Source organism: Noviherbaspirillum sp., from assembly GCF_036846085.1.
GTDB lineage: Bacteria > Pseudomonadota > Gammaproteobacteria > Burkholderiales > Burkholderiaceae_D > Noviherbaspirillum.
In genome coordinates this window covers 1-19,327 of the sequence record NZ_DAIUCO010000079.1, presented here as the reverse complement: position 1 = coordinate 19,327, position 19,327 = coordinate 1, and the positions used below count along the sequence as shown (strand labels likewise).

Annotated in this window: 20 protein-coding genes and 1 tRNA gene; 2 read left to right on the top strand and 19 right to left on the bottom strand. The window is 55.0% G+C overall.

Going from position 1 to position 19,327, the window contains the following annotated elements:
• From V7080_RS11305 to V7080_RS11230, 16 genes are all read right to left on the bottom strand, one after another.
• Positions 1-685, bottom strand: a 685-nt coding sequence (locus V7080_RS11305) for a proton-conducting transporter transmembrane domain-containing protein (RefSeq protein WP_334188496.1), incomplete at its 3' end; no start/stop codon positions are given.
• A 27-nt stretch (positions 686-712) separates the two neighbouring features.
• On the bottom strand, positions 713-1,021 hold the full coding sequence (gene nuoK, locus V7080_RS11300; RefSeq protein WP_334188495.1) for an NADH-quinone oxidoreductase subunit NuoK: 309 nt from the start codon (positions 1,019-1,021) through the stop codon (positions 713-715).
• 14 nt (positions 1,022-1,035) lie between these two features.
• Positions 1,036-1,674 (bottom strand): NADH-quinone oxidoreductase subunit J, encoded by a 639-nt coding sequence (locus tag V7080_RS11295; RefSeq protein ID WP_334188494.1) that lies wholly within the window; start codon positions 1,672-1,674, stop codon positions 1,036-1,038.
• A gap of 35 nt (positions 1,675-1,709) precedes the next feature.
• Positions 1,710-2,198, bottom strand: coding sequence for an NADH-quinone oxidoreductase subunit NuoI (gene nuoI / locus V7080_RS11290; protein ID WP_334188493.1), 489 nt, complete (start codon positions 2,196-2,198; stop codon positions 1,710-1,712).
• A 78-nt stretch (positions 2,199-2,276) separates the two neighbouring features.
• Entirely contained in the window at positions 2,277-3,344 is a 1,068-nt protein-coding gene (gene nuoH / locus V7080_RS11285; protein ID WP_334188497.1) for an NADH-quinone oxidoreductase subunit NuoH, read from the bottom strand.
• Entirely contained in the window at positions 3,344-5,683 is a 2,340-nt protein-coding gene (gene nuoG / locus V7080_RS11280; protein WP_334188492.1) for an NADH-quinone oxidoreductase subunit NuoG, read from the bottom strand. Before nuoG ends, nuoH begins: the two co-directional genes overlap by 1 nt.
• An 83-nt stretch (positions 5,684-5,766) precedes the next feature.
• The gene (gene nuoF, locus V7080_RS11275) at positions 5,767-7,062 is read right to left on the bottom strand and encodes an NADH-quinone oxidoreductase subunit NuoF (protein ID WP_334188491.1); all 1,296 of its coding nucleotides are present in this window, start codon (positions 7,060-7,062) and stop codon (positions 5,767-5,769) included.
• On the bottom strand, positions 7,059-7,538 hold the full coding sequence (gene nuoE, locus V7080_RS11270; protein WP_334188490.1) for an NADH-quinone oxidoreductase subunit NuoE: 480 nt from the start codon (positions 7,536-7,538) through the stop codon (positions 7,059-7,061). Before nuoE ends, nuoF begins: the two co-directional genes overlap by 4 nt.
• 28 nt (positions 7,539-7,566) lie before the next feature.
• Positions 7,567-8,820, bottom strand: a complete 1,254-nt coding sequence (locus V7080_RS11265; RefSeq protein ID WP_334188489.1) for an NADH-quinone oxidoreductase subunit D — start codon at positions 8,818-8,820, stop codon at positions 7,567-7,569.
• Positions 8,820-9,416 carry an NADH-quinone oxidoreductase subunit C gene (locus V7080_RS11260; protein WP_334188488.1) on the bottom strand — a complete coding sequence of 199 codons (597 nt, stop codon included), beginning with the start codon at positions 9,414-9,416 and terminating at the stop codon, positions 8,820-8,822. Before V7080_RS11260 ends, V7080_RS11265 begins: the two co-directional genes overlap by 1 nt.
• Before the next feature lie 21 nt (positions 9,417-9,437).
• The gene (locus V7080_RS11255; protein ID WP_326860871.1) at positions 9,438-9,914 is read right to left on the bottom strand and encodes a NuoB/complex I 20 kDa subunit family protein; all 477 of its coding nucleotides are present in this window, start codon (positions 9,912-9,914) and stop codon (positions 9,438-9,440) included.
• A gap of 3 nt (positions 9,915-9,917) precedes the next feature.
• Entirely contained in the window at positions 9,918-10,280 is a 363-nt protein-coding gene (locus V7080_RS11250; protein WP_326860872.1) for an NADH-quinone oxidoreductase subunit A, read from the bottom strand.
• Positions 10,281-10,393: 113 nt separating this feature from the next.
• Positions 10,394-10,478, bottom strand: a tRNA-Leu gene (locus V7080_RS11245).
• Positions 10,479-10,564: 86 nt separating this feature from the next.
• Positions 10,565-11,002 (bottom strand): preprotein translocase subunit SecG, encoded by a 438-nt coding sequence (gene secG, locus V7080_RS11240; protein ID WP_334188487.1) that lies wholly within the window; start codon positions 11,000-11,002, stop codon positions 10,565-10,567.
• A gap of 42 nt (positions 11,003-11,044) precedes the next feature.
• Complete coding sequence (tpiA, locus tag V7080_RS11235; protein ID WP_334188486.1) at positions 11,045-11,791, bottom strand: triose-phosphate isomerase; 747 nt, start codon at positions 11,789-11,791, stop codon at positions 11,045-11,047.
• A gap of 109 nt (positions 11,792-11,900) precedes the next feature.
• Positions 11,901-12,884, bottom strand: a complete 984-nt coding sequence (locus tag V7080_RS11230) for an NAD(P)H-quinone oxidoreductase (protein WP_334188485.1) — start codon at positions 12,882-12,884, stop codon at positions 11,901-11,903.
• Positions 12,885-13,193: 309 nt separating this feature from the next.
• Here V7080_RS11230 and V7080_RS11225 point away from each other — a divergent pair, with 309 nt between their 5' ends.
• Positions 13,194-14,753 carry a diguanylate cyclase domain-containing protein gene (locus V7080_RS11225; protein ID WP_334188484.1) on the top strand — a complete coding sequence of 520 codons (1,560 nt, stop codon included), beginning with the start codon at positions 13,194-13,196 and terminating at the stop codon, positions 14,751-14,753.
• A 116-nt stretch (positions 14,754-14,869) separates the two neighbouring features.
• Here V7080_RS11225 and pnp read toward each other — a convergent pair whose 3' ends face one another.
• Entirely contained in the window at positions 14,870-16,996 is a 2,127-nt protein-coding gene (gene pnp / locus V7080_RS11220) for a polyribonucleotide nucleotidyltransferase (protein ID WP_334188483.1), read from the bottom strand.
• Between the two features lie 188 nt (positions 16,997-17,184).
• Positions 17,185-17,454: a 30S ribosomal protein S15 gene (rpsO, locus tag V7080_RS11215; protein WP_334188482.1), complete on the bottom strand. Its 270-nt coding sequence runs from the start codon at positions 17,452-17,454 to the stop codon at positions 17,185-17,187.
• Positions 17,455-17,602: 148 nt separating this feature from the next.
• On the opposite strand from rpsO, the gene V7080_RS11210 reads away from it, so the two are divergent.
• Entirely contained in the window at positions 17,603-18,118 is a 516-nt protein-coding gene (locus tag V7080_RS11210) for a hypothetical protein (protein WP_334188481.1), read from the top strand.
• Positions 18,119-18,191: 73 nt separating this feature from the next.
• Here the strand turns inward: V7080_RS11210 and V7080_RS11205 are convergent.
• The coding region (locus V7080_RS11205) for a 2-isopropylmalate synthase (protein WP_334188480.1) at positions 18,192-19,327 on the bottom strand (1,136 nt) is incomplete at its 5' end.

The following is a 19,327-nucleotide window of genomic DNA, read 5'->3' as shown; positions in this document are numbered from 1 at the left end:
ACAACATCCAATCGGTCCCAGGCAGAGTCCATGCGGCAAGTTCGCTGCTGCGTGCGAACACTTCCTGGTAATTCATCGAGCCGGCATAGGCCAGCAGGAGTCCGATGCCGAGAATGAAGCCGAAGTCGCCGACGCGATTGACCAGAAAGGCCTTCATGTTTGCAAATATGGCGGTCGGCTTGGTGTACCAGAACCCGATCAGGAGGTAGGAAACGAGGCCGACCGCTTCCCAACCGAAGAACAACTGCAGGAAGTTGTTGCTCATGACGAGCATCAACATCGAGAAAGTGAACAGCGAGATATAGGAGAAGAATCGGTTATAGCCCTCGTCGTCCTTCATATAGCCGATGGTATAGATATGCACCATCAGGGAAACGAAGGTGACGACGCACATCATCATTGCCGTCAGGCTGTCGACCAGAAAGCCAATTTCGAGCGTGATGTCCCCCACCCTCATCCACTCATAGATTGTTCCACTGTAGCTCGCGCCATCCAGCACCGCCAGCAGCGTGTGAACGGAAATGATGAGGGAAATGAGAACGCCCAGGATCGTCACACTGTGCGACGCCGTACGTCCAATTTTATTGCCCAGAAATTTTGTGCCGAACAAGCCGGCAATCGCAGAGCCGACGAGAGGTGCCAACGGCACAGCCAACAGCAGATTAGGGTTAAGTTGCCCCGCCATAATGAACCTTGCGTTTGTTTTTTGTAATTAGCCTTTAAGGCTGTCCAGGTCTTCCACATTGATGGTGTCCAGGTTGCGGAACAACGCAACGAGAATCGCCAGGCCGATCGCGGATTCCGCAGCGGCCACCGTCAGGATGAAGAAAACGAAAATCTGTCCAGCTGCATCGCCGAGATAGTAAGAAAAGGCGATGAAGTTCATGTTGACTGCCAAAAGCATCAGTTCAATTGCCATCAGCAGAACAATGACGTTTTTGCGGTTCAGGAAAATACCGACGATCGAGATCGCGAAAAGGATCGCGCCAAGAATCAGGTAATGTGCAAGCGTTAATGCCACGAGGCGCTCCCTTGTTATTTATCTGCGGCTGGCACAGGTGCAGATGTGCCGCCGTTCGCGCGTTCCGATTCCGATTTCATGTTCACCATGCGGACGCGGTCACCACGCTTTACTTTTACCGCGGCAGCCGGATCGAAATACTTGCTGTCCTTACGCTTGCGCATCGTCAGCGCGACGGCTGCAACAATGGCGACCAGCAAAATGACTGCGGCGATTTCGAAGGCGTACACGTACTCGGTGTAGATCAGCTTGCCAAGCTCCTTGGTATTGCCGATGTTTGCCGAGTGGGCCGGTGCTTCAGCATCCATGCGAAAACCATGCAACAGCACGGCGGCCATCTCGAGGACGATCACCACCCCGATCGTGGCCGCCAGCGGGAAATATCCCCAGAACCCTTCACGCATCTTGCCGATGTTGATGTCGACCATCATCACGACGAACAGGAACAGAACCATCACTGCGCCCACGTAGACAAGCACGAGGACGATCGCCAGGAACTCGGCCCGCAGCAGCAGCCAGATGGCCGCCGCCGAAAAGAACGACAGCACGAGAAACAATGCGGCATGTACCGGATTGCGATCGGTGATTACCCGCATTGCGGCGAAGATCAGGATCGCCGAGAACGCGTAAAACAGGGCAGTTTGAAATTCCATGGTCGACTAAAAGAAATGGCTATATCAGTGCCGGATTAACGATAAGCGGCATCTGCTGCCCGTGAAGCGGCAATTTCCTTCTCGTAGCGGTCGCCTACCGCCAGCAGCATTTCCTTGGTGTAGTAAAGGTCACCGCGCTTTTCGCCGTGATATTCCAGCGTATTCGTTTCCACGATTGAATCGACCGGGCAGGACTCCTCACAGAAGCCGCAGAAAATGCATTTGGTCAAGTCGATATCGTACCGTGTCGTACGGCGGGTGCCGTCGTCCCGCTGCTCCGATTCGATCGTGATCGCCATCGCCGGGCAGACTGCTTCACACAATTTGCAGGCGATGCAACGTTCTTCCCCGTTGGGATAACGACGCAGCGCATGCAATCCACGGAAGCGTGGCGACATCGGCGTCTTTTCCTCCGGAAATTGCACGGTGATCTTGCGGGCAAACATATAACGTCCGGTCAGGGCAAGGCCCTTGACCAGTTCGCGCAGCATCAGGCTGCCGAAAAAATCTTTAATGGCTTGCATTTGCGTGCCTCTAGTTCTTCCATTTGCCAGCGTAGCGGCGATTCATTTGCCGCCCGCTCAGCGAATAAACAAAATGTCTCAATCCCAAATATTCCAGGGCGAATGTATCCAGAACGCGACGATGACCAGGTATGCAAGCGTCAGCGGAATGAAAACTTTCCAGCCGAGGCGCATGATCTGGTCATAGCGGTAGCGCGGGAATGACGCGCGCGCCCAGATGAACAGCGATACGACAAAGAAGGTCTTGATGCCGAGCCAGATCCAGCCTGGTATCCAGTCGAGAAGCGCGACCGGCGCCGCCCAGCCACCGAGGAACAGCAGCGACGCCAGTGCCGAAATCAGGATCATGTTGGCGTATTCGGCCAGGAAGAACATTGCGAACGACATGCCCGAATATTCAACCATGTGACCCGCGACGATTTCCGATTCGCCTTCCACCACGTCGAACGGATGCCGGTTTGTTTCGGCGATACCCGAAATAACGTAGATCACGAAAATCGGCAGCAGCGGCAACCAGTTCCACGAAAGGAAGGTCAAGCCGATGTCGGCAAAGTATCCCTTGTTTTGAACCATGACGATTTCCGTCAGATTCAAGGTGCCGGACACCATCAACACGATCACCAGCGCAAAACCCATGGCGATTTCATAGGAAACCATCTGCGCGGATGCGCGCATCGCTCCGAGGAACGCATACTTCGAGTTCGACGCCCAGCCGGCGATGATGACGCCGTACACTTCCATCGACGTGATGGCCATGATGAACAGCAGGCCGGCATTCACATTCGCCAGCGCCCTGTCCGGCCCGAACGGCACCACGGCCCATGCAGCAAGTGCAGGCATGATGGTCATGATCGGAGCGATGACGAACAGCGCCGTATTGGCGCGCGCGGGCACGATGATCTCCTTCAGCAGCAGCTTCAAGGCATCGGCAATCGGCTGCAGCAAGCCCCCCGGACCGACACGATTCGGGCCTATGCGAGCATGCATCCAGCCGATCATCTTGCGTTCCCATAGCGTCAGGTAGGCAACGCAGCCCATCAGCGGCAGCACAATCGCGACGATCTTGATCGTGTTCCAGACCAGCGGCCAAAAGAAGCCGAACCAACCCTGTCCGGTGCTGTGGATGGTTGTAAACATCTGATCCATCATGCTCGCTCCACGCTCAGCGGACCGAACATCGGTCCCAGACCGGCAGTAGACGGATGCGCCGCCGAAATGCGCACCACCCCATCCGGCAAGCCGCCGTCAACCGCTGCCGTCAGGACCGCACTACCCTCGCCTTGCCGCACTCTGACCTGGTTGCCGGTGGTCACACCGATATGCTGCGCGAGCGCGGGGGACAGCCATGCCTTCGGCGCCTCCGCTTCAGCGGTCTGCTGCAGTGCATGCGCACGCCGGACGATCGCATCCGAAAAATAAGTCGGAACATCGGCAAGGCGCTCGATCCCGGCCTCTCCGGATACGGCACCCGCCGGTTGCGGCGCCACGTCGGCAAGATTGTTGAGAAGCTGCGCCAGGTCGATGTCCGCAATGGAACCAACACCGAAAATTTCGTTGCGCACCGCCTCCGACGTATCGAATTCGAATCCTTGCAGTCCGAGCAGGTTTCCAAGCACGCGCATCACCTTCCATGCCGGCCGTGTTTCGCCGAGCGGCCTGACGGTGCCGTTGAAGCTTTGCACCCGGCCTTCGCTGCTGACGAATGTACCGGACGTTTCCGAGAATGGAGCAACCGGCAGCAGGACATCTGCATACTCGAGACCGTGCTTGAAAGGCGACAACGCGACGACCATTTCCGCCTGGTCAAGTGCCCTGCGTGCCAATTGCGGATTTGCCGTATCGAGTTCAGGTTCGGCATGCAGCAGTACGTATGCCTTGCGAGGCTGAGCAAACAACGCCTGCGCATTTGCGCCCTGGCGCGGGATGGCATTGGCAATGTAGCCGCCGACGGTGTTCGCGCCCTCGGTCAGATAGCCGAATTTTGCATCGGTTTGCTGGGCGATCCACTGTGCCGCGGCATGCAGCTTCGATGCCTGCGGATGATGCACGACCGCGTTACCGAGGAAAACCGCCTTCGGCTCTCCGGACAGCAGGTTCGCCGCAGTCTCCCTGGCAGCTGCCGAGGGCGTCACATTCTCGAATCCGGCAGGCGCTGCGATCCCTTTCGTTTGCGCGATAGCCACGATGATTTCGCCGAGTGCCGACAGCCATGCCGACGGCGCAGCAATCATCTTGCTGGTCACCGGCATCAGCAAGTCCTGGTCGGCTCCATGCAAAAGACTGATTCTTGCGCCGCGCTTGGTTGCATGACGCAGACGGGCAGCCAGTAACGGGTGATCCTTGCGCAGGAAGGAGCCGATGATGAGGACTCGCTTCAGTTGGTCGATTTCCTGGATCGGCATGCCAAGCCACGGCGTGACCTTTCCGTCCAGCGAGAAGTCCGATTGGCGCAGACGAAAATCGACATTGTCCGAGCCGAGGTCCCGGACCAGTTTTTGCAGTAATGCAAGCTCTTCCAGCGTGGAGTACGGCGTCGCGAGTGCGGCAATTGCATCGGCACCATGCTCATGCTTGATGTTTTTGAGACCATGGGCCACATACTCAAGCGCGGTTTGCCAGTCCGTTTCCTGCCAACGTCCGCCCTGCTTGATCATCGGCGCTGTAAGCCGTTCTTCGCTGTTCAGGCCTTCATAGGAAAAGCGGTCGCGATCCGACAACCAGCACTCGTTCACCGCTTCGTTCTCGAGCGGCAGCACGCGCATGACTTTCGCACCCTTGACCTGCACAATCAGATTCGAGCCGAGGCCATCATGCGGGCTGACCGACTTGCGGCGTGACAGCTCCCAGGAACGCGCGCTGTACCGAAACGGTTTTGACGTCAATGCACCGACCGGGCACAAGTCAATCATGTTGCCCGAGATTTCAGACGTCACCGCCTTGTCGACGAACGTCGTGATTTCCGCATGTTCGCCACGATTCAACATGCCGAACTCCATCACACCCGCAATCTCCTGCCCGAAGCGCACGCAGCGGGTACAGTGGATGCAGCGGCTCATCTCGCGCGTGGAAATCAGCGGGCCGACATCTTTCGGCACCACGACACGTTTCTCTTCGTCATACCGCGACGAGGAAGGTCCATAGCCCACGGCCAGATCCTGCAACTGGCATTCCCCGCCCTGATCGCAGATCGGGCAGTCGAGCGGGTGATTGATCAGCAGGAACTCCATCACGCCCTTCTGGGCTTTGACCGCCTTGTCGCTTTGCGAGCGCACGATCATCCCGGCAGTCACCGGTGTGGCGCATGCAGGCAATGGCTTGGGAGCCTTTTCGACTTCAACCAGGCACATGCGGCAGTTCGCCGCGATCGACAATTTCTTGTGATAGCAAAAATGGGGGATGTAAGTGCCAAGCTTGTTGGCCGCATCCATCACCATGCTGCCTTCCTGCACCTCTACTTTTTTTCCGTCTATTTCTATTTCAACCATGGCATTCGCCCAAGTGTTTTCGGATGCGCGGTGCGCATCGCATCATTCCGGAAATCGGCGTGCATCGGCACGCCATGCAGACATCAAACGTACGACGGCACCAGACAGTGCTTGTGTTCGATGTGATATTCAAATTCGTCGCGGAAATTCTTGATCATCGCGCGAACCGGCATCGCGGCCGCATCACCCAATGCGCAGATAGTGCGCCCCTGGATGTTGTCGGCGATCGAATTCAGCATGTCCAGATCCGACGCGCGGCCTTCGCCGTGCTCGATTCGATGGACCATGCGGTACAGCCAGCCGGTGCCCTCGCGGCACGGCGTGCATTGTCCGCACGACTCCTCGAAATAGAAATAGGACAGGCGCAACAGCGACTTCACCATGCAACGGGTTTCATCCATGACGATTACCGCGCCAGAACCGAGCATCGAACCCGCTTTCGCGATCGAATCGTAGTCCATGTCGGTGGCCATCATGACGTCACCGGTGAGCACCGGCATCGACGAGCCTCCCGGTATGACAGCCTTGATCTTCTTTCCGTCCCGCATGCCTCCGGCCAACTCAAGGAGTTTAGCGAACGGTGTACCGAGTGGCACTTCATAGTTGCCCGGCCTTGCAACGTCGCCCGACATCGAGAAAATCTTGGTGCCGCCGTTGTTCGGCTTGCCCAGCGCGGCATACGCTTCGCCGCCCATGCGGAAGACAAACGGCACCGCCGCGAATGTCTCGGTATTGTTGATCGTCGTCGGCTTTCCGTACAAACCATAGCTGGCAGGAAAAGGCGGCTTGAAGCGCGGCTGTCCTTTCTTGCCTTCGATCGATTCGAGCAAGGCGGTTTCTTCCCCGCAGATGTACGCGCCGTAGCCGTGAAATGCATGCAACTGGAAGCTGAAGTCGCTACCCATGATCCTGTCGCCCAGGAATCCGGCCGCGCGAGCCTCTTCCAGCGCTTCTTCAAAGCGGGCATACTCGGCCCAGACCTCGCCGTGAATATAGTTGTATCCCACGGTGATGCCCATCGCATAGGCGCCGATGGCCATGCCTTCAATCAGGGCATGCGGGTTAAAGCGAATGATGTCCCGATCCTTGAACGTGCCCGGCTCGCCTTCGTCCGTATTGCATACGAGGTACTTTTGCCCGGGAAATTGCCGAGGCATGAAACTCCATTTGAGGCCGGTAGGAAAACCAGCACCACCACGTCCACGCAAGGAGGACGCCTTCAGCTCCGCAATCACCTGTTCCGGCGTGATTTTTTCAGTGAGAATCCGTTTCAGCGATTCGTAGCCACCGCGCTTCACATAATCGGCCAGATGCCAGTTATTGCCATCCAGGCCAGCCAGGATGAGCGGATTGATATGACGGTCATGCAGACTAGTCATCGTTTCAATTCCTCCACCAGCGCATCGATCTTATCGTTCGACATGAAGCTGCACATGCGCTTGTTATTCACCAGCATGACCGGCGCGTCGCCGCAAGCCCCCATGCATTCACCCTCGATCAACGTGAAGTGACCGTCAGGCGTCGTGTCCTTGAAATCCACGCCGAGTTTCTGCTTGAGATACTCGGCAGCCTTTTCGCCGCCGGACAGTGCACAAGGCAAATTGGTGCAAACCGAAATCTTGTGCTTGCCGACCGGCTTGGTGTTGTACATGTTGTAGAAAGTCGCCACTTCCTGAACGGCGATCGGCGCCATGCCGAGATACTCCGCCACGGCCTGCATCACTTCAGGAGCGAGCCAACCTTTCTCGTCCTGTGCGATTGCGAGCGCGGCCATTACCGCAGATTGTTTCTGGTCCGCCGGAAACTTCGCGAGTTCGCGATCGATCAACTTGTACGCTTGTTCTGATAACAGCATGATTGTTGCCTTTAATATCGTCCCGCTCTCAGCGGTCGATTTCGCCAAATACGATGTCCTGTGTTCCGATGATCGTCACTGCATCCGCGATCATGTGGCCTTTGGCCATTTCATCGAGTCCCTGCAGATGCGCAAATCCAGGCGCACGGATCTTGAGGCGGTATGGTTTGTTTGCGCCATCCGACACGATATAGATTCCAAATTCACCCTTCGGATGTTCAATCGCCGAATAGGCCTCGCCCTGAGGTACGTGGAATCCTTCCTGGAACAGCTTGAAGTGGTGAATGAGCTCTTCCATGTTGGACTTCATGCTCACGCGGTCAGGTGGCGCCACCTTGTGATTGCCGGTGATGACAGGGCCAGGGTTGTTACGCAGCCATTCGATGCACTGCTTGATGATCCTGTTCGACTGACGCATTTCTTCGATACGCACCAGATAGCGGTCATAACAGTCGCCGTTCACGCCGACGGGAATATCAAAATCGAGAAGGTCATACACCTCGTATGGCTGCTTCTTGCGCAGATCCCATTCGACACCGGAGCCACGAAGCATCGGCCCGGTAAAACCCATTGCCTTGGCACGCTCCGGCGATACGACGCCAACACCGACCAATCGCTGCTTCCATATGCGGTTGTCGGTCAACAGAGTTTCGTACTCATCGACATAACCGGGGAAACGATTGGTGAAGTCCTCGATAAAGTCCAGCAGCGAACCCTGACGGTTCTCGTTCAGCTGCCTTACCGATTTTTCATTGCGCACCACCGATGCCTTGTACTGCGGCATTGCGTCGGGCAGGTCGCGATAGACGCCACCCGGCCGATAATAGGCCGCATGCATACGAGCACCGGATACCGCTTCGTAGCAATCCATCAGGTCTTCACGTTCGCGGAATGCGTACAGAAAGACTGCCATCGCGCCGACGTCCAGTGCATGCGCACCAATCCACAGCAAATGGTTCAGAAGGCGCGTGATCTCGTCGAACATGACGCGGATGTACTGCGCGCGCAAAGGCACTTCAAGACCAAGCAGCTTCTCGATCGCAAGCACATACCCATGCTCGTTGCACATCATCGACACATAGTCGAGACGATCCATGTAGGGCAATGCCTGCAAATAGGTCTTTTGCTCTGCCAGCTTTTCGGTCGCACGATGCAACAGCCCGATATGCGGATCCGCACGTTGAATAACCTCGCCATCCAGTTCCAGCACGAGCCGCAATACACCATGCGCAGCCGGATGCTGGGGACCGAAGTTCAGTGTGTAATTCTTGATTTCAGCCATTATTTCATCCCGTAATTTTCTTCACGGATCACTCGTGGCGTAATCTCACGCGGGTCAATCGTCACAGGCTGATAGATCACGCGCTTTTGCTGCGGGTCATAACGCATCTCGACGTAACCGGTAACCGGGAAATCTTTCCGGAACGGATGTCCGATGAAACCGTAGTCTGTGAGAATACGGCGCAAGTCGTTATGACCCTCGAAGAGGATACCGAAGAAATCGAACGCTTCACGCTCGTACCAATTGGCTGTGGACCACACTTCTGTCATCGACGCGACCACCGGCAAATCGTCATCCGGCGCGAACACACGCACACGCACACGCCAATTATGGGAGGTGGACAGGAGATGAGACACAACTGCAAATCGCGGCCCTTCCCATGCGCCATCTCGGTAAGTCGAGTAATCAACGCCGCACAGGTCCATCATTTCATCGAAACGCAGGTCAGCGTGATCGCGCAAGTTGCGCATCGCCGTCAAGTACGACGAAGCCTTGACGACCACGGTCACTTCACCCAACGCCACAGTCAGGTCCGATATGTGGTCTCCAAGCGTATTACGCAAGGCTGCTTCGAGAGTTTCTAGTTTCGTGGTCATATGCTTCAATGAGATGCGCAATCAGCGCGCAATGGTATTGGTGCGACGAATCTTGTTCTGCAACTGCAGGATTCCATACAGGAGTGCTTCCGCGGTCGGTGGGCACCCGGGCACATACACGTCGACCGGCACGATGCGATCACATCCGCGCACAACCGAATACGAATAGTGGTAATAGCCGCCGCCATTGGCGCAGGTCCCCATGGAGATGACCCATCGCGGCTCGGCCATCTGGTCATACACCTTCCGCAGTGCGGGCGCCATCTTGTTGCACAGCGTACCTGCGACGATCATCACATCGGACTGGCGCGGAGATGGGCGAAAAACAATGCCGAACCGGTCAAGGTCATAGCGGGAAGCGCCGGCATGCATCATCTCCACAGCGCAGCATGCGAGGCCAAAGGTCATCGGCCACAAAGAGCCGGTTCGGGTCCAGTTGATCAGCTTATCAGCTGTCGTCGTAACAAACCCTTCGTTCAATACACCTTCAATAGACATGACTTACTCCCAATCGAGAGCGCCCTTTTTCCAGATGTACCAGAAGCCGACCAGGAACTCGAGGATGAAAATCAGCATCGTCACGAGGCCTTGCCAGCCGAGATCTCGCATCGCGACACCCCAGGGGAAGAAGAACGCAGTCTCAAGATCGAACAAAATGAAAAGAATGGCAACCAGGTAGTAACGCACATCAAATTTCATGCGCGCATCCTCGAATGCCTCGAAGCCGCACTCGTAGGGCGACAACTTCGCTACGTCTGGCCTATGGGGTCCAAGTACACGACCCAGCACCTGGGGTACGACACCGACCCCGATACCAACCAGAATAAAAAGCAAGATAGGGAAATAATTTTCGAGGTTTACCATAGCGAGCGGATAAGTTGGGTTAATTGAGTGATTTGCCAGCAACCGCCAAATCAAACAACGACTTCCTCGACAAAAAGCCAGCTCGGGCATACCCCTTGCTGGCTTTGTTCGTTTGGTGCCGACGGCGAGACTCGAACTCGCACAGCTTTCGCCACTACCCCCTCAAGATAGCGTGTCTACCAATTTCACCACGTCGGCTAAAGTCCGCTATTTTACCTCGTTTCACCCTCTTTGTTCAACGCACAATTACATCAAATCAAGGAAATTGCCCCTAGTAGAAATACCTACTTCGGGATTTGATTTGCCTGGCCGCCAGCGGCTGGCGATGCTGGGGCAGGAGCAGGCGTCGATGGAGCAACGTTCGCCGGAACTGGTGCATTGGCGGCGGGCGCACCAGCAGCAGGGGCAGATGACCCGGCAGCGGGCGCTGCAGGGACGGTACTTGCAGGCAATCTATCCATCACACCAGTATTGGATGCTCCGTACTTGTTACCGATGAGAGCGAGTGCCAGTGTTGCAGAGAAGAATACGGCTGCGGCCACCCCTGTGAACTTGGACAGGAAATTTGATGAGCCCGTCGCACCGAAAAGACTGCCGGAAGCACCAGAACCAAAAGCAGCCCCCATGTCCGCGCCTTTACCATGCTGTATCAGCACAAGTCCGATAATAACCAGTGCCGATACGACCTGGAGCACAATGATGAAAGTGAACAATGCGTTCATTACTTAAGTCCTAACATGTATATAAGATTCGCGCGCAGATTCTCAAGCGGCGTTGACTATTGCCAGAAAATCGGATGCCTTCAGGGACGCTCCGCCTATCAAACCACCATCAATATCCGGCATTGAAAGCAATTCTTTTGCATTGTCCGGCTTCATGCTGCCGCCGTATAAAATTCTGACTTTCTCTCCAGCCACCACGCTCTTTGCCCCCAACCGTTGCCGAAGAAAAGCGTGTACATCCTGGGCCATTTGCGGTGTCGCCGTCTTGCCCGTGCCGATGGCCCATACAGGTTCGTATGCCACGACAACGCCCTTGAGACTTTCCTCATCCATGACGGCAAGCACCGCATCGATTTGCCGCGCGACGACTTCATCGGTTTCCCCCGACTCGCGCTCCTCGAGCGACTCGCCCACACAGATGATCGGCGTAAGCCCCGATGCTGCCGCACGCAATGCCTTGCGAGCAACCACCTCATCACTTTCATTGTGATAAGACCGGCGTTCCGAGTGTCCAACAATGACATACCGGCATCCCACATCGCGCAGCATTGTGGCAGATACTTCACCGGTGTATGCGCCCGACTCGTGCGCCGACACGTCCTGTCCGCCCCATGCAATTTTGGAACCAGAGAGTTCGGATTGGGTCTGTGCCAAATAAACTGCCGGAACACAGACGGCTACGTCACATGCTGAACCAGGCAATCCGGCTTTTATTGACGCCAGTAAATTGCCATTTGCAGCGAGGCTGCCGTTCATTTTCCAGTTTCCGGCGATGAGTTTGCGACGCATAAGACCCCAAAATTTCAATAACCCGGCATTCTAGCGCGTGGCGTCCCATACGGTCAAACTGCTGCACCGCATGACCGGAAAGTCCCATTGATTAACTTACTTTATCGGATTACCGGGCGACTTGAAGCATGATCTTTCCGATATGGGTACTGGCTTCCATCAATGCATGGGCTTGCGCAGCCTGCTCAAGCGGAAACACCTTGAAAATTACCGGCTTGATTGCCTTGGATTCAAGTAAGGGCCATACGTTTTTGCGTAGGTTGGCAGCAATCTCGGCCTTGAAGGCAATGGATCGTGGCCGCAAGGTCGAACCTGTCAGCGTCAGGCGTCGACGAAGCACCTGTCCGAGGTCAACGGTGGCCTTGGAACCGCCAAGCAGGGCAATCAAAGAAAGCCGCCCGTCGTCCGCCAAACAATCGATCTCGCGCGCAATGTATTCGCCGCCGACCATATCAAGAATGACGTCAACCCCTCGGCCGCCAGTCAGTGTTTTAACCGCCGCCACAAAGTCTTCGGTACGGTAATTGATAGCCTTGTCGGCACCGAGTGCTTCGCAAGCGCGACATTTTTCATCGGATCCGGCTGTCGCAAAAACCGTGTGTCCCATTGCTTTGGCGATCTGTATTGCAGTGACGCCAATTCCCGAAGTTCCGCCCTGCACCAGGAGGGTATCCTTGCCGGATAACCTGGCACGGTCGAACACATTACTCCACACCGTAAAGAACGTTTCCGGCAGCGAAGCGGCTTCAACAGCCGTCAGTCCCGCCGGCACGGGCAAACATTGCTGAACCGGGGCACTGCAGTATTCTGCATAACCTCCACCCTGGACGAGGGCGCACACCATGTCGCCGATTTTGAATCCGCTATCCGCCACATTGCCATCGACGATTTCACCAGCCACTTCAAGTCCGGGCAAATCGGAAGCGCCAGGCGGCACAGGATAATGACCCAGTCGCTGAATGACATCTGGTCTATTTACTCCTGCAGCATGCACTTTGATGAGCACCTCGCCGTCCTTCAAAACCGGGACAGGCCGAACGCAGGGTTGTAAAACATCAGGTGCTCCTGGCTTGACTATTTCAATGGCTCGCATTGCGAAACTCCATGGCAAAAAATGAAACTTATTGTACGCCACTGCCGAGCAGTCTGTTGTGTGCGCCAGAAGCGGCGTTCTTCCGCCAAGCCCCAAGATGAACGCATTCCTGTTTTGCCCTTAAGTTGATTGAAGACAACAAATGGTCCGGAAATTCGCTCAATAATTTGCAGTGATCTTTACTGGCTGCATGGCTCCACGCGAGTTACTTATTTGTAATTCATTCGTTACAACGTGGTTACAAATTTCCTGGAACTAATCATCCAGTCAAGTTTCCAAACGGAAATAATCAGTTTATGTCAACACACCATGCAACGAGTCCACCTTCCCTTGCAATTCCAGTCTCACCCCGACGCGTTTGCGGACATGTCGACAATTGATGATCCACGTTTTGCTTTAGCTACCGACGCCTGTAATGACAACCACGCCATTCTTGGAGACAGAGTCATGCGTTATCGGGAAATGGTGGAACTGGCTCCGGAGGCGACCCTGGTTTTCCTGGACGGAAAACTGGCATTGCTCAATCAGGCGGGATGCCGGCTGTTTGGGTCGACTGATTCGGAAAGCCTGATCGGCAAAAGCTTGCTTGAGTTCATTCACCCTGATTTTCATTCTGCCTGGCTCAATTGCCTTCCAAACGAACCGGAAAACAGCCAGGTTGATTCTCCGTTTTTTGAACAGATTTGGTTGCGCCTTGACGGCACTGCTTTTCATGCGGAGCTGACTACCGGCAGGCTGACCTATGAGGACGCACCGGCTCTGCAAATTACCGTGCGCGATATCAGCTCCCGCAAATTTTCGGAAAAACTGCAGTTGGGTGAAAACCGCATCTTAAACATGATTGCAACAGGCGCACCCTTGCAAGATATCTTGATGTCGCTCGCAAAGTTTGCGGAAGCCGCGTCGGGCACTGGCAAATGCTCGGTCATGTTATTGAATGTCGAAGAATCCACCTTATCGCCTAGGATTTCAATCAGCCTGCCCAGTGAGTTCGTTGCTGATCTGGGCCAACTTCCAATTGGTCCTCATAACGGGTCTTGTGGCGTTGCAGCCTTTCATGCGGAGCCGGTTGTCGCAAATGACGTAAGCACGGATCCGACCTGGGCCAACTACCGAGCCCAAGCCCTTCGCCATGGAGTGCAGGCATCCGCTTCATGGCCGGTTTTCGGGAAGCATAATAAGGTTCTTGGAACATTCGCGCTCTATTTCCGCGAAAGTGATGCACTGAACGCAAGAACTAAACGACTACTCGAAATCTGTGCAAACCTTGCGGGCATAGCTATCGACAGCCGCACGTCGGAAGATCGGATTCGTTATCTGGCTCACTATGACGGGCTGACTTCATTACCGAACCGATTTCTCTTTAGCGAATATCTTGAACTGGCACTGCGCAATGCGCAACGGCACCAGAAAAAGTTTGCCGTGTTTTTCATCGACCTTGATAAATTCAAAGAGGTGAACGATACGTTGGGGCACGATGCGGGTGATGAGGTACTGCGGGAGACAGCACGCCGGCTGCGCAATAGTCTGCGCCATACCGACAAGATCGCCCGCATGGGAGGCGACGAATTTTATGTGCTCATCGAGGAGCTTGCAAACAGCAGTTATGCAGTTGACGTCGCTATCAAACTTCTAAACGAGATTTCAAAACCAATGCTGATTCGCTGCCAGTCGGTCGAAGTGAATATGAGCATCGGGATTGCAATCTATCCAGATCATGGCATTGAGGTGCAGACTTTATTGGCGAATGCGGACAGTGCAATGTACATCGCCAAAGAATCCGGGAAGAACGGCTACCAACTGTTTGAAGCGGCAAAGCCACAAAATCAAGCAGACGTGGGCACTCGCGAAAGCATGCTCATGCCCTAGCATCAAGCTAGCATGACGCTGAAGGCAAAAGACAACCGCTGCATGTTGCGCACACAAAAAAGCCGTCCGAGCTTTCGCTTCGGACGGCTTCAATTCAGAAAAGACAGCGGCTCTGCTTACTGCTGCATGCCTTCACCATTTTCTTCTGCCACTGCGGCTTTCATCGACAATTTCAGGCGACCGCGATCGTCGGTTTCGAGAACCTTGACCCGTACCTGCTGGCCTTCCTTCAGATAGTCGGCGACCGCATTCACACGTTCGTTCGCGATCTGGCTGATGTGCAGCAAACCATCCTTGCCCGGCATTACCTGCACAATCGCGCCGAAATCAAGCAGCTTCAACACTGTGCCGTCGTACGTTTTTCCAACTTCAACCGAGGCGGTCAATTCCTCGATCCGGCGCTTTGCTTCCTGGCCTGCGGCGGCATCCACCGACGCAATCGTCACTACGCCCTCGTCGCTGATATCGATCTGCGTACCGGTCTCTTCTGTCAGTGCGCGGATGACAGCACCGCCTTTGCCGATCACGTCACGAATCTTCTCAGGATTGATCTTGATGGTAATCAGGCGCGGGGCGAAATTGGACAGTTCCACCTTGCCTTGCGGAACGGCTTCCTGCATCTTGCTCAGAATATGCATGCGTCCTTCTTTTGCCTGCGCCAGGGCGACCTGCATGATTTCCTTGGTAATACCCTGGATCTTGATATCCATCTGCAATGCGGTAATGCCTGTCGCGGTACCCGCAACCTTGAAGTCCATATCGCCGAGATGATCTTCATCGCCCAGAATGTCAGTCAACACGGCAAATTTGCTGCCGTCCTTGATCAGCCCCATCGCGATACCCGCGACATGCGATTTCATCGGAACGCCCGCATCCATGAGAGCCAAGCAACCGCCGCAGACCGATGCCATCGACGAAGAACCGTTCGATTCCGTGATCTCCGAAACCAGACGCACCGAATAGCTGAACTCTTCAGGTGCCGGAAGTGCCGCCTGGAGCGCGCGCTTAGCCAAGCGGCCATGGCCGATTTCACGCCGCTTCGGCGTACCCACACGACCGGTTTCGCCAGTGGCGAACGGGGGCATGTTGTAGTGGAGCATGAAGCGGTCGGAGTATTCGCCCATCAGGGCGTCAATCTTCTGCTCATCGCGTGCCGTACCCAGTGTCGCCACGACCAGCGCCTGTGTTTCGCCGCGGGTGAATAACGCAGAACCGTGGGTACGGGGCAAGACGCTCGTACGGATTGTGATCGGACGTACCGTACGGGTATCGCGTCCGTCAATCCGTGGCTCGCCTTCAAGGATCTGAGAGCGAACGATTTTCGACTCGAGGTCGAACAGAATGCTGCCTACTTCTGCCGCATCCGGCGCGCTCGCGCCTGCAGCACCAGCTTCTTCGGCCAGGGCGGCATTGACTTCCGAGGTTACTGCATTGAGCTTGGCTGTGCGAGCCTGCTTGTCCTTTGTCTGATATGCCTCGCGCAGCTTCGCTTCGGCGTGTTGCGTTACACGGGCAATCAGCGCTTCGTTTTTCGGCGCCGGGCTCCACTCTACCTCGGGCTTGCCGCCGTCACGAACCAGGTCATGAATGGCATTGATGACCGACTGCATTTGCTCATGGCCGAATACTACGGCGCCCAGCATGATCTCTTCTGACAACTGGTTGGCTTCCGATTCGACCATCAGGACTGCCTGTTCCGTACCGGCGACCACCAGATCCATTTCGGATGTCGCAAGCTGGGAGCTCGTGGGATTCAGAATGTACTGGCCATTTGCATAGCCAACGCGTGCGGCGCCAAGCGGGCCATTGAAAGGAATGCCGGCGATGCACAATGCAGCAGAGGCACCGATCATCGAGGCAATATCAGGATCAATTTCAGGATTGACCGACAATACGTGGATGATTACCTGTACTTCATTCAAATAGCCTTCCGGGAAAAGCGGACGAATTGGGCGGTCGATAAGACGCGATGTGAGAGTTTCCTTCTCGGACGGACGGCCCTCGCGCTTGAAAAAGCCACCGGGAATACGGCCGGCCGCGTAGCTTTTTTCCACGTAGTCAACGGTAAGCGGGAAAAAATCCTGTCCCGGCTTGGCATCCTTGCGTGCTACGACGGTAGCCAGGATGACGGTATCTTCGATCGACACGACGACTGCGCCGGAGGCTTGGCGAGCGATCTCTCCTGTTTCCAGGGTGACCTGATGCTGGCCGTACTGGAAGGTTTTGGTTACTTTATTGAACACGGTGTTTCCTTTCTTTTTTGCCGACAGATTTTCAGGGGCTGTCGTTCACCTCACCACGAATGACCTGCCGCAAGCAGCAAGCCATCTTTACGACTATTAAATTACGAACCGCCAAAAGGCAAAATGCCTGCATCAGTGAACTGACGCAGGCATTTCAGCGATAAATCGGAATAAAATATCGCAATGAGTTACTTACGAAGACCGAGTTTCTCGATCAGGGAACGGTAACGGGTCGCGTCTTTACCCTTCAGGTAAGACAAGAGCTTCTTGCGACGGTTGACCATCATAATCAAGCCACGACGGGAGTGGTGATCCTTGGCATGGGCTTTGAAGTGGCCGTTGAGTTCGTTGATGCGCGCAGTCAGCAATGCGACTTGCACTTCCGGAGAGCCGGTATCATTCTGGCCCCGGGCGTTATCCGCAATGATAGCGGCCTTATCGATATTTTCGACAGTCATGACTTACCTTTCACATGCGGTGAGCGGAGTCGCAACCCCATCCACCGTGAACAATTGATGAAAAAATTTGGTCAAAACGACCAAGATGCGCAGTATATAGGAAATGACCTGAGGATTCAAACACTTAGCTATGTTTTTAAGGATTGCCATGAAACGCCCCGCTCGCCTCTTGATTGCCGCCTTGTTCGCCTGGCTCCAAGGCTGTGCCATATTGCATAGCGGCACTATCACACCTGGAGAAACCGAGGCACAGGTGATTGCCAAACTTGGCCAGCCCACAAACCGTTACAAGGATGAAAAGGGAGGCCTGCTTGAATATGCAAGAGGACCATGGGGACAGCAAACATATATGGCACGCATTGGCCCTGATGGACGTGTCACCTCTTTTGAGCAGGTATTGACGCTGCAAAAGTTCGCGACGATCACACCAGGCCAAGCGAATAAAAAGGACGTATTGCATACCATTGGCGCCCCAAGCGATACGTCGTATTTATCCCTTTCGGATCTTGAAGTGTGGTCGTACCCCTACAAGGAGAGCGACGTCTGGAATTCATTGATGCATGTGCATTTCGATCGGAACGGTGTTGTGCAGAAGATGATGAACGGGCCGGATCCCCGATTCGATCCCGATATGCGCTTTCCATTCGGACTATCGCGACGCTAGCGGAAGCTCACTGCATATCTCTAACGAAAAAAGCGCCTTCCCAAGTAGGCGCTCTTTCTATATGCGAGAATGCTCAGAGCTGAGGATTCAGCCGTTCCGCTTTGGAATGAAGCTTGTTCAAGGCAGAAATATAAGCCTTGGCCGAGGCAACCACGATATCTGGATCGGCACCGACACCATTCACAATTCGTCCCGCCTTCGACAGTCGCATGGTCACCTCACCTTGAGACTGCGTCCCGGTCGTGATCGCATTCACCGAGAAGAGAAGCAGCTCGGAACCGCTTGCCGCCTTCGATTCAATGGCATTTACCGTCGCGTCCACCGGGCCGTTCCCCTCTCCTTCACATGACAGCTCCTTGCCATCCATTGTGAAAACAACCTTTGCCGAAGGCTTTTCACCGGTCTCGGAGCGCTGGGAAAGCGATACGAATCGAAAGTATTCGTTGTCATGGGAATGCTGCTCATCAGCAACTACAGCAATGATGTCTTCATCGAAGATCTCCGACTTGCGATCGGCCAGCTCCTTGAACCGGGAGAAAGCGGCATTCACTTCCGTTTCCGAGTCGAGTTCGATGCCCAATTCCTCCAACCGCTGCTTGAATGCATTGCGCCCGGACAATTTGCCTAACACGATTTTGTTTGTCGTCCAGCCGACGTCTTCTGCCCGCATGATTTCATAGGTATCACGAGCTTTCAAGACGCCATCCTGATGGATGCCAGACGCATGGGCAAAAGCGTTTGCACCGACGACGGCCTTGTTCGGCTGCACAGCAAATCCGGTGATTTGCGACACCAGTTTCGATGCAGGCACGATCTGCGAAAGGTCGATTGACAGATCCAGGTTGAAATGGTCCTTGCGGGTTTTCACAGCCATGACCACTTCTTCCAGAGCAGTATTGCCGGCTCGCTCACCCAAGCCGTTGATCGTGCACTCGACCTGTCGTGCGCCGCCAATCACCACGCCAGCGAGGGAATTTGCTACCGCCATGCCGAGATCGTTGTGGCAATGCACCGACCAAATTGCTTTATCGGAATTCGGAATCCGTTCGCGAAGCGTCCGGATCATATTGCCGTACAACTCCGGCACGCCGTAGCCGACGGTGTCGGCGAAATTGATGGTCGAAGCACCTTCCGCAATGACTGCCTCGATCACGCGACAGAGAAAATCCATGTCCGACCGGCTGCCGTCCTCCGGGCTGAATTCAACAT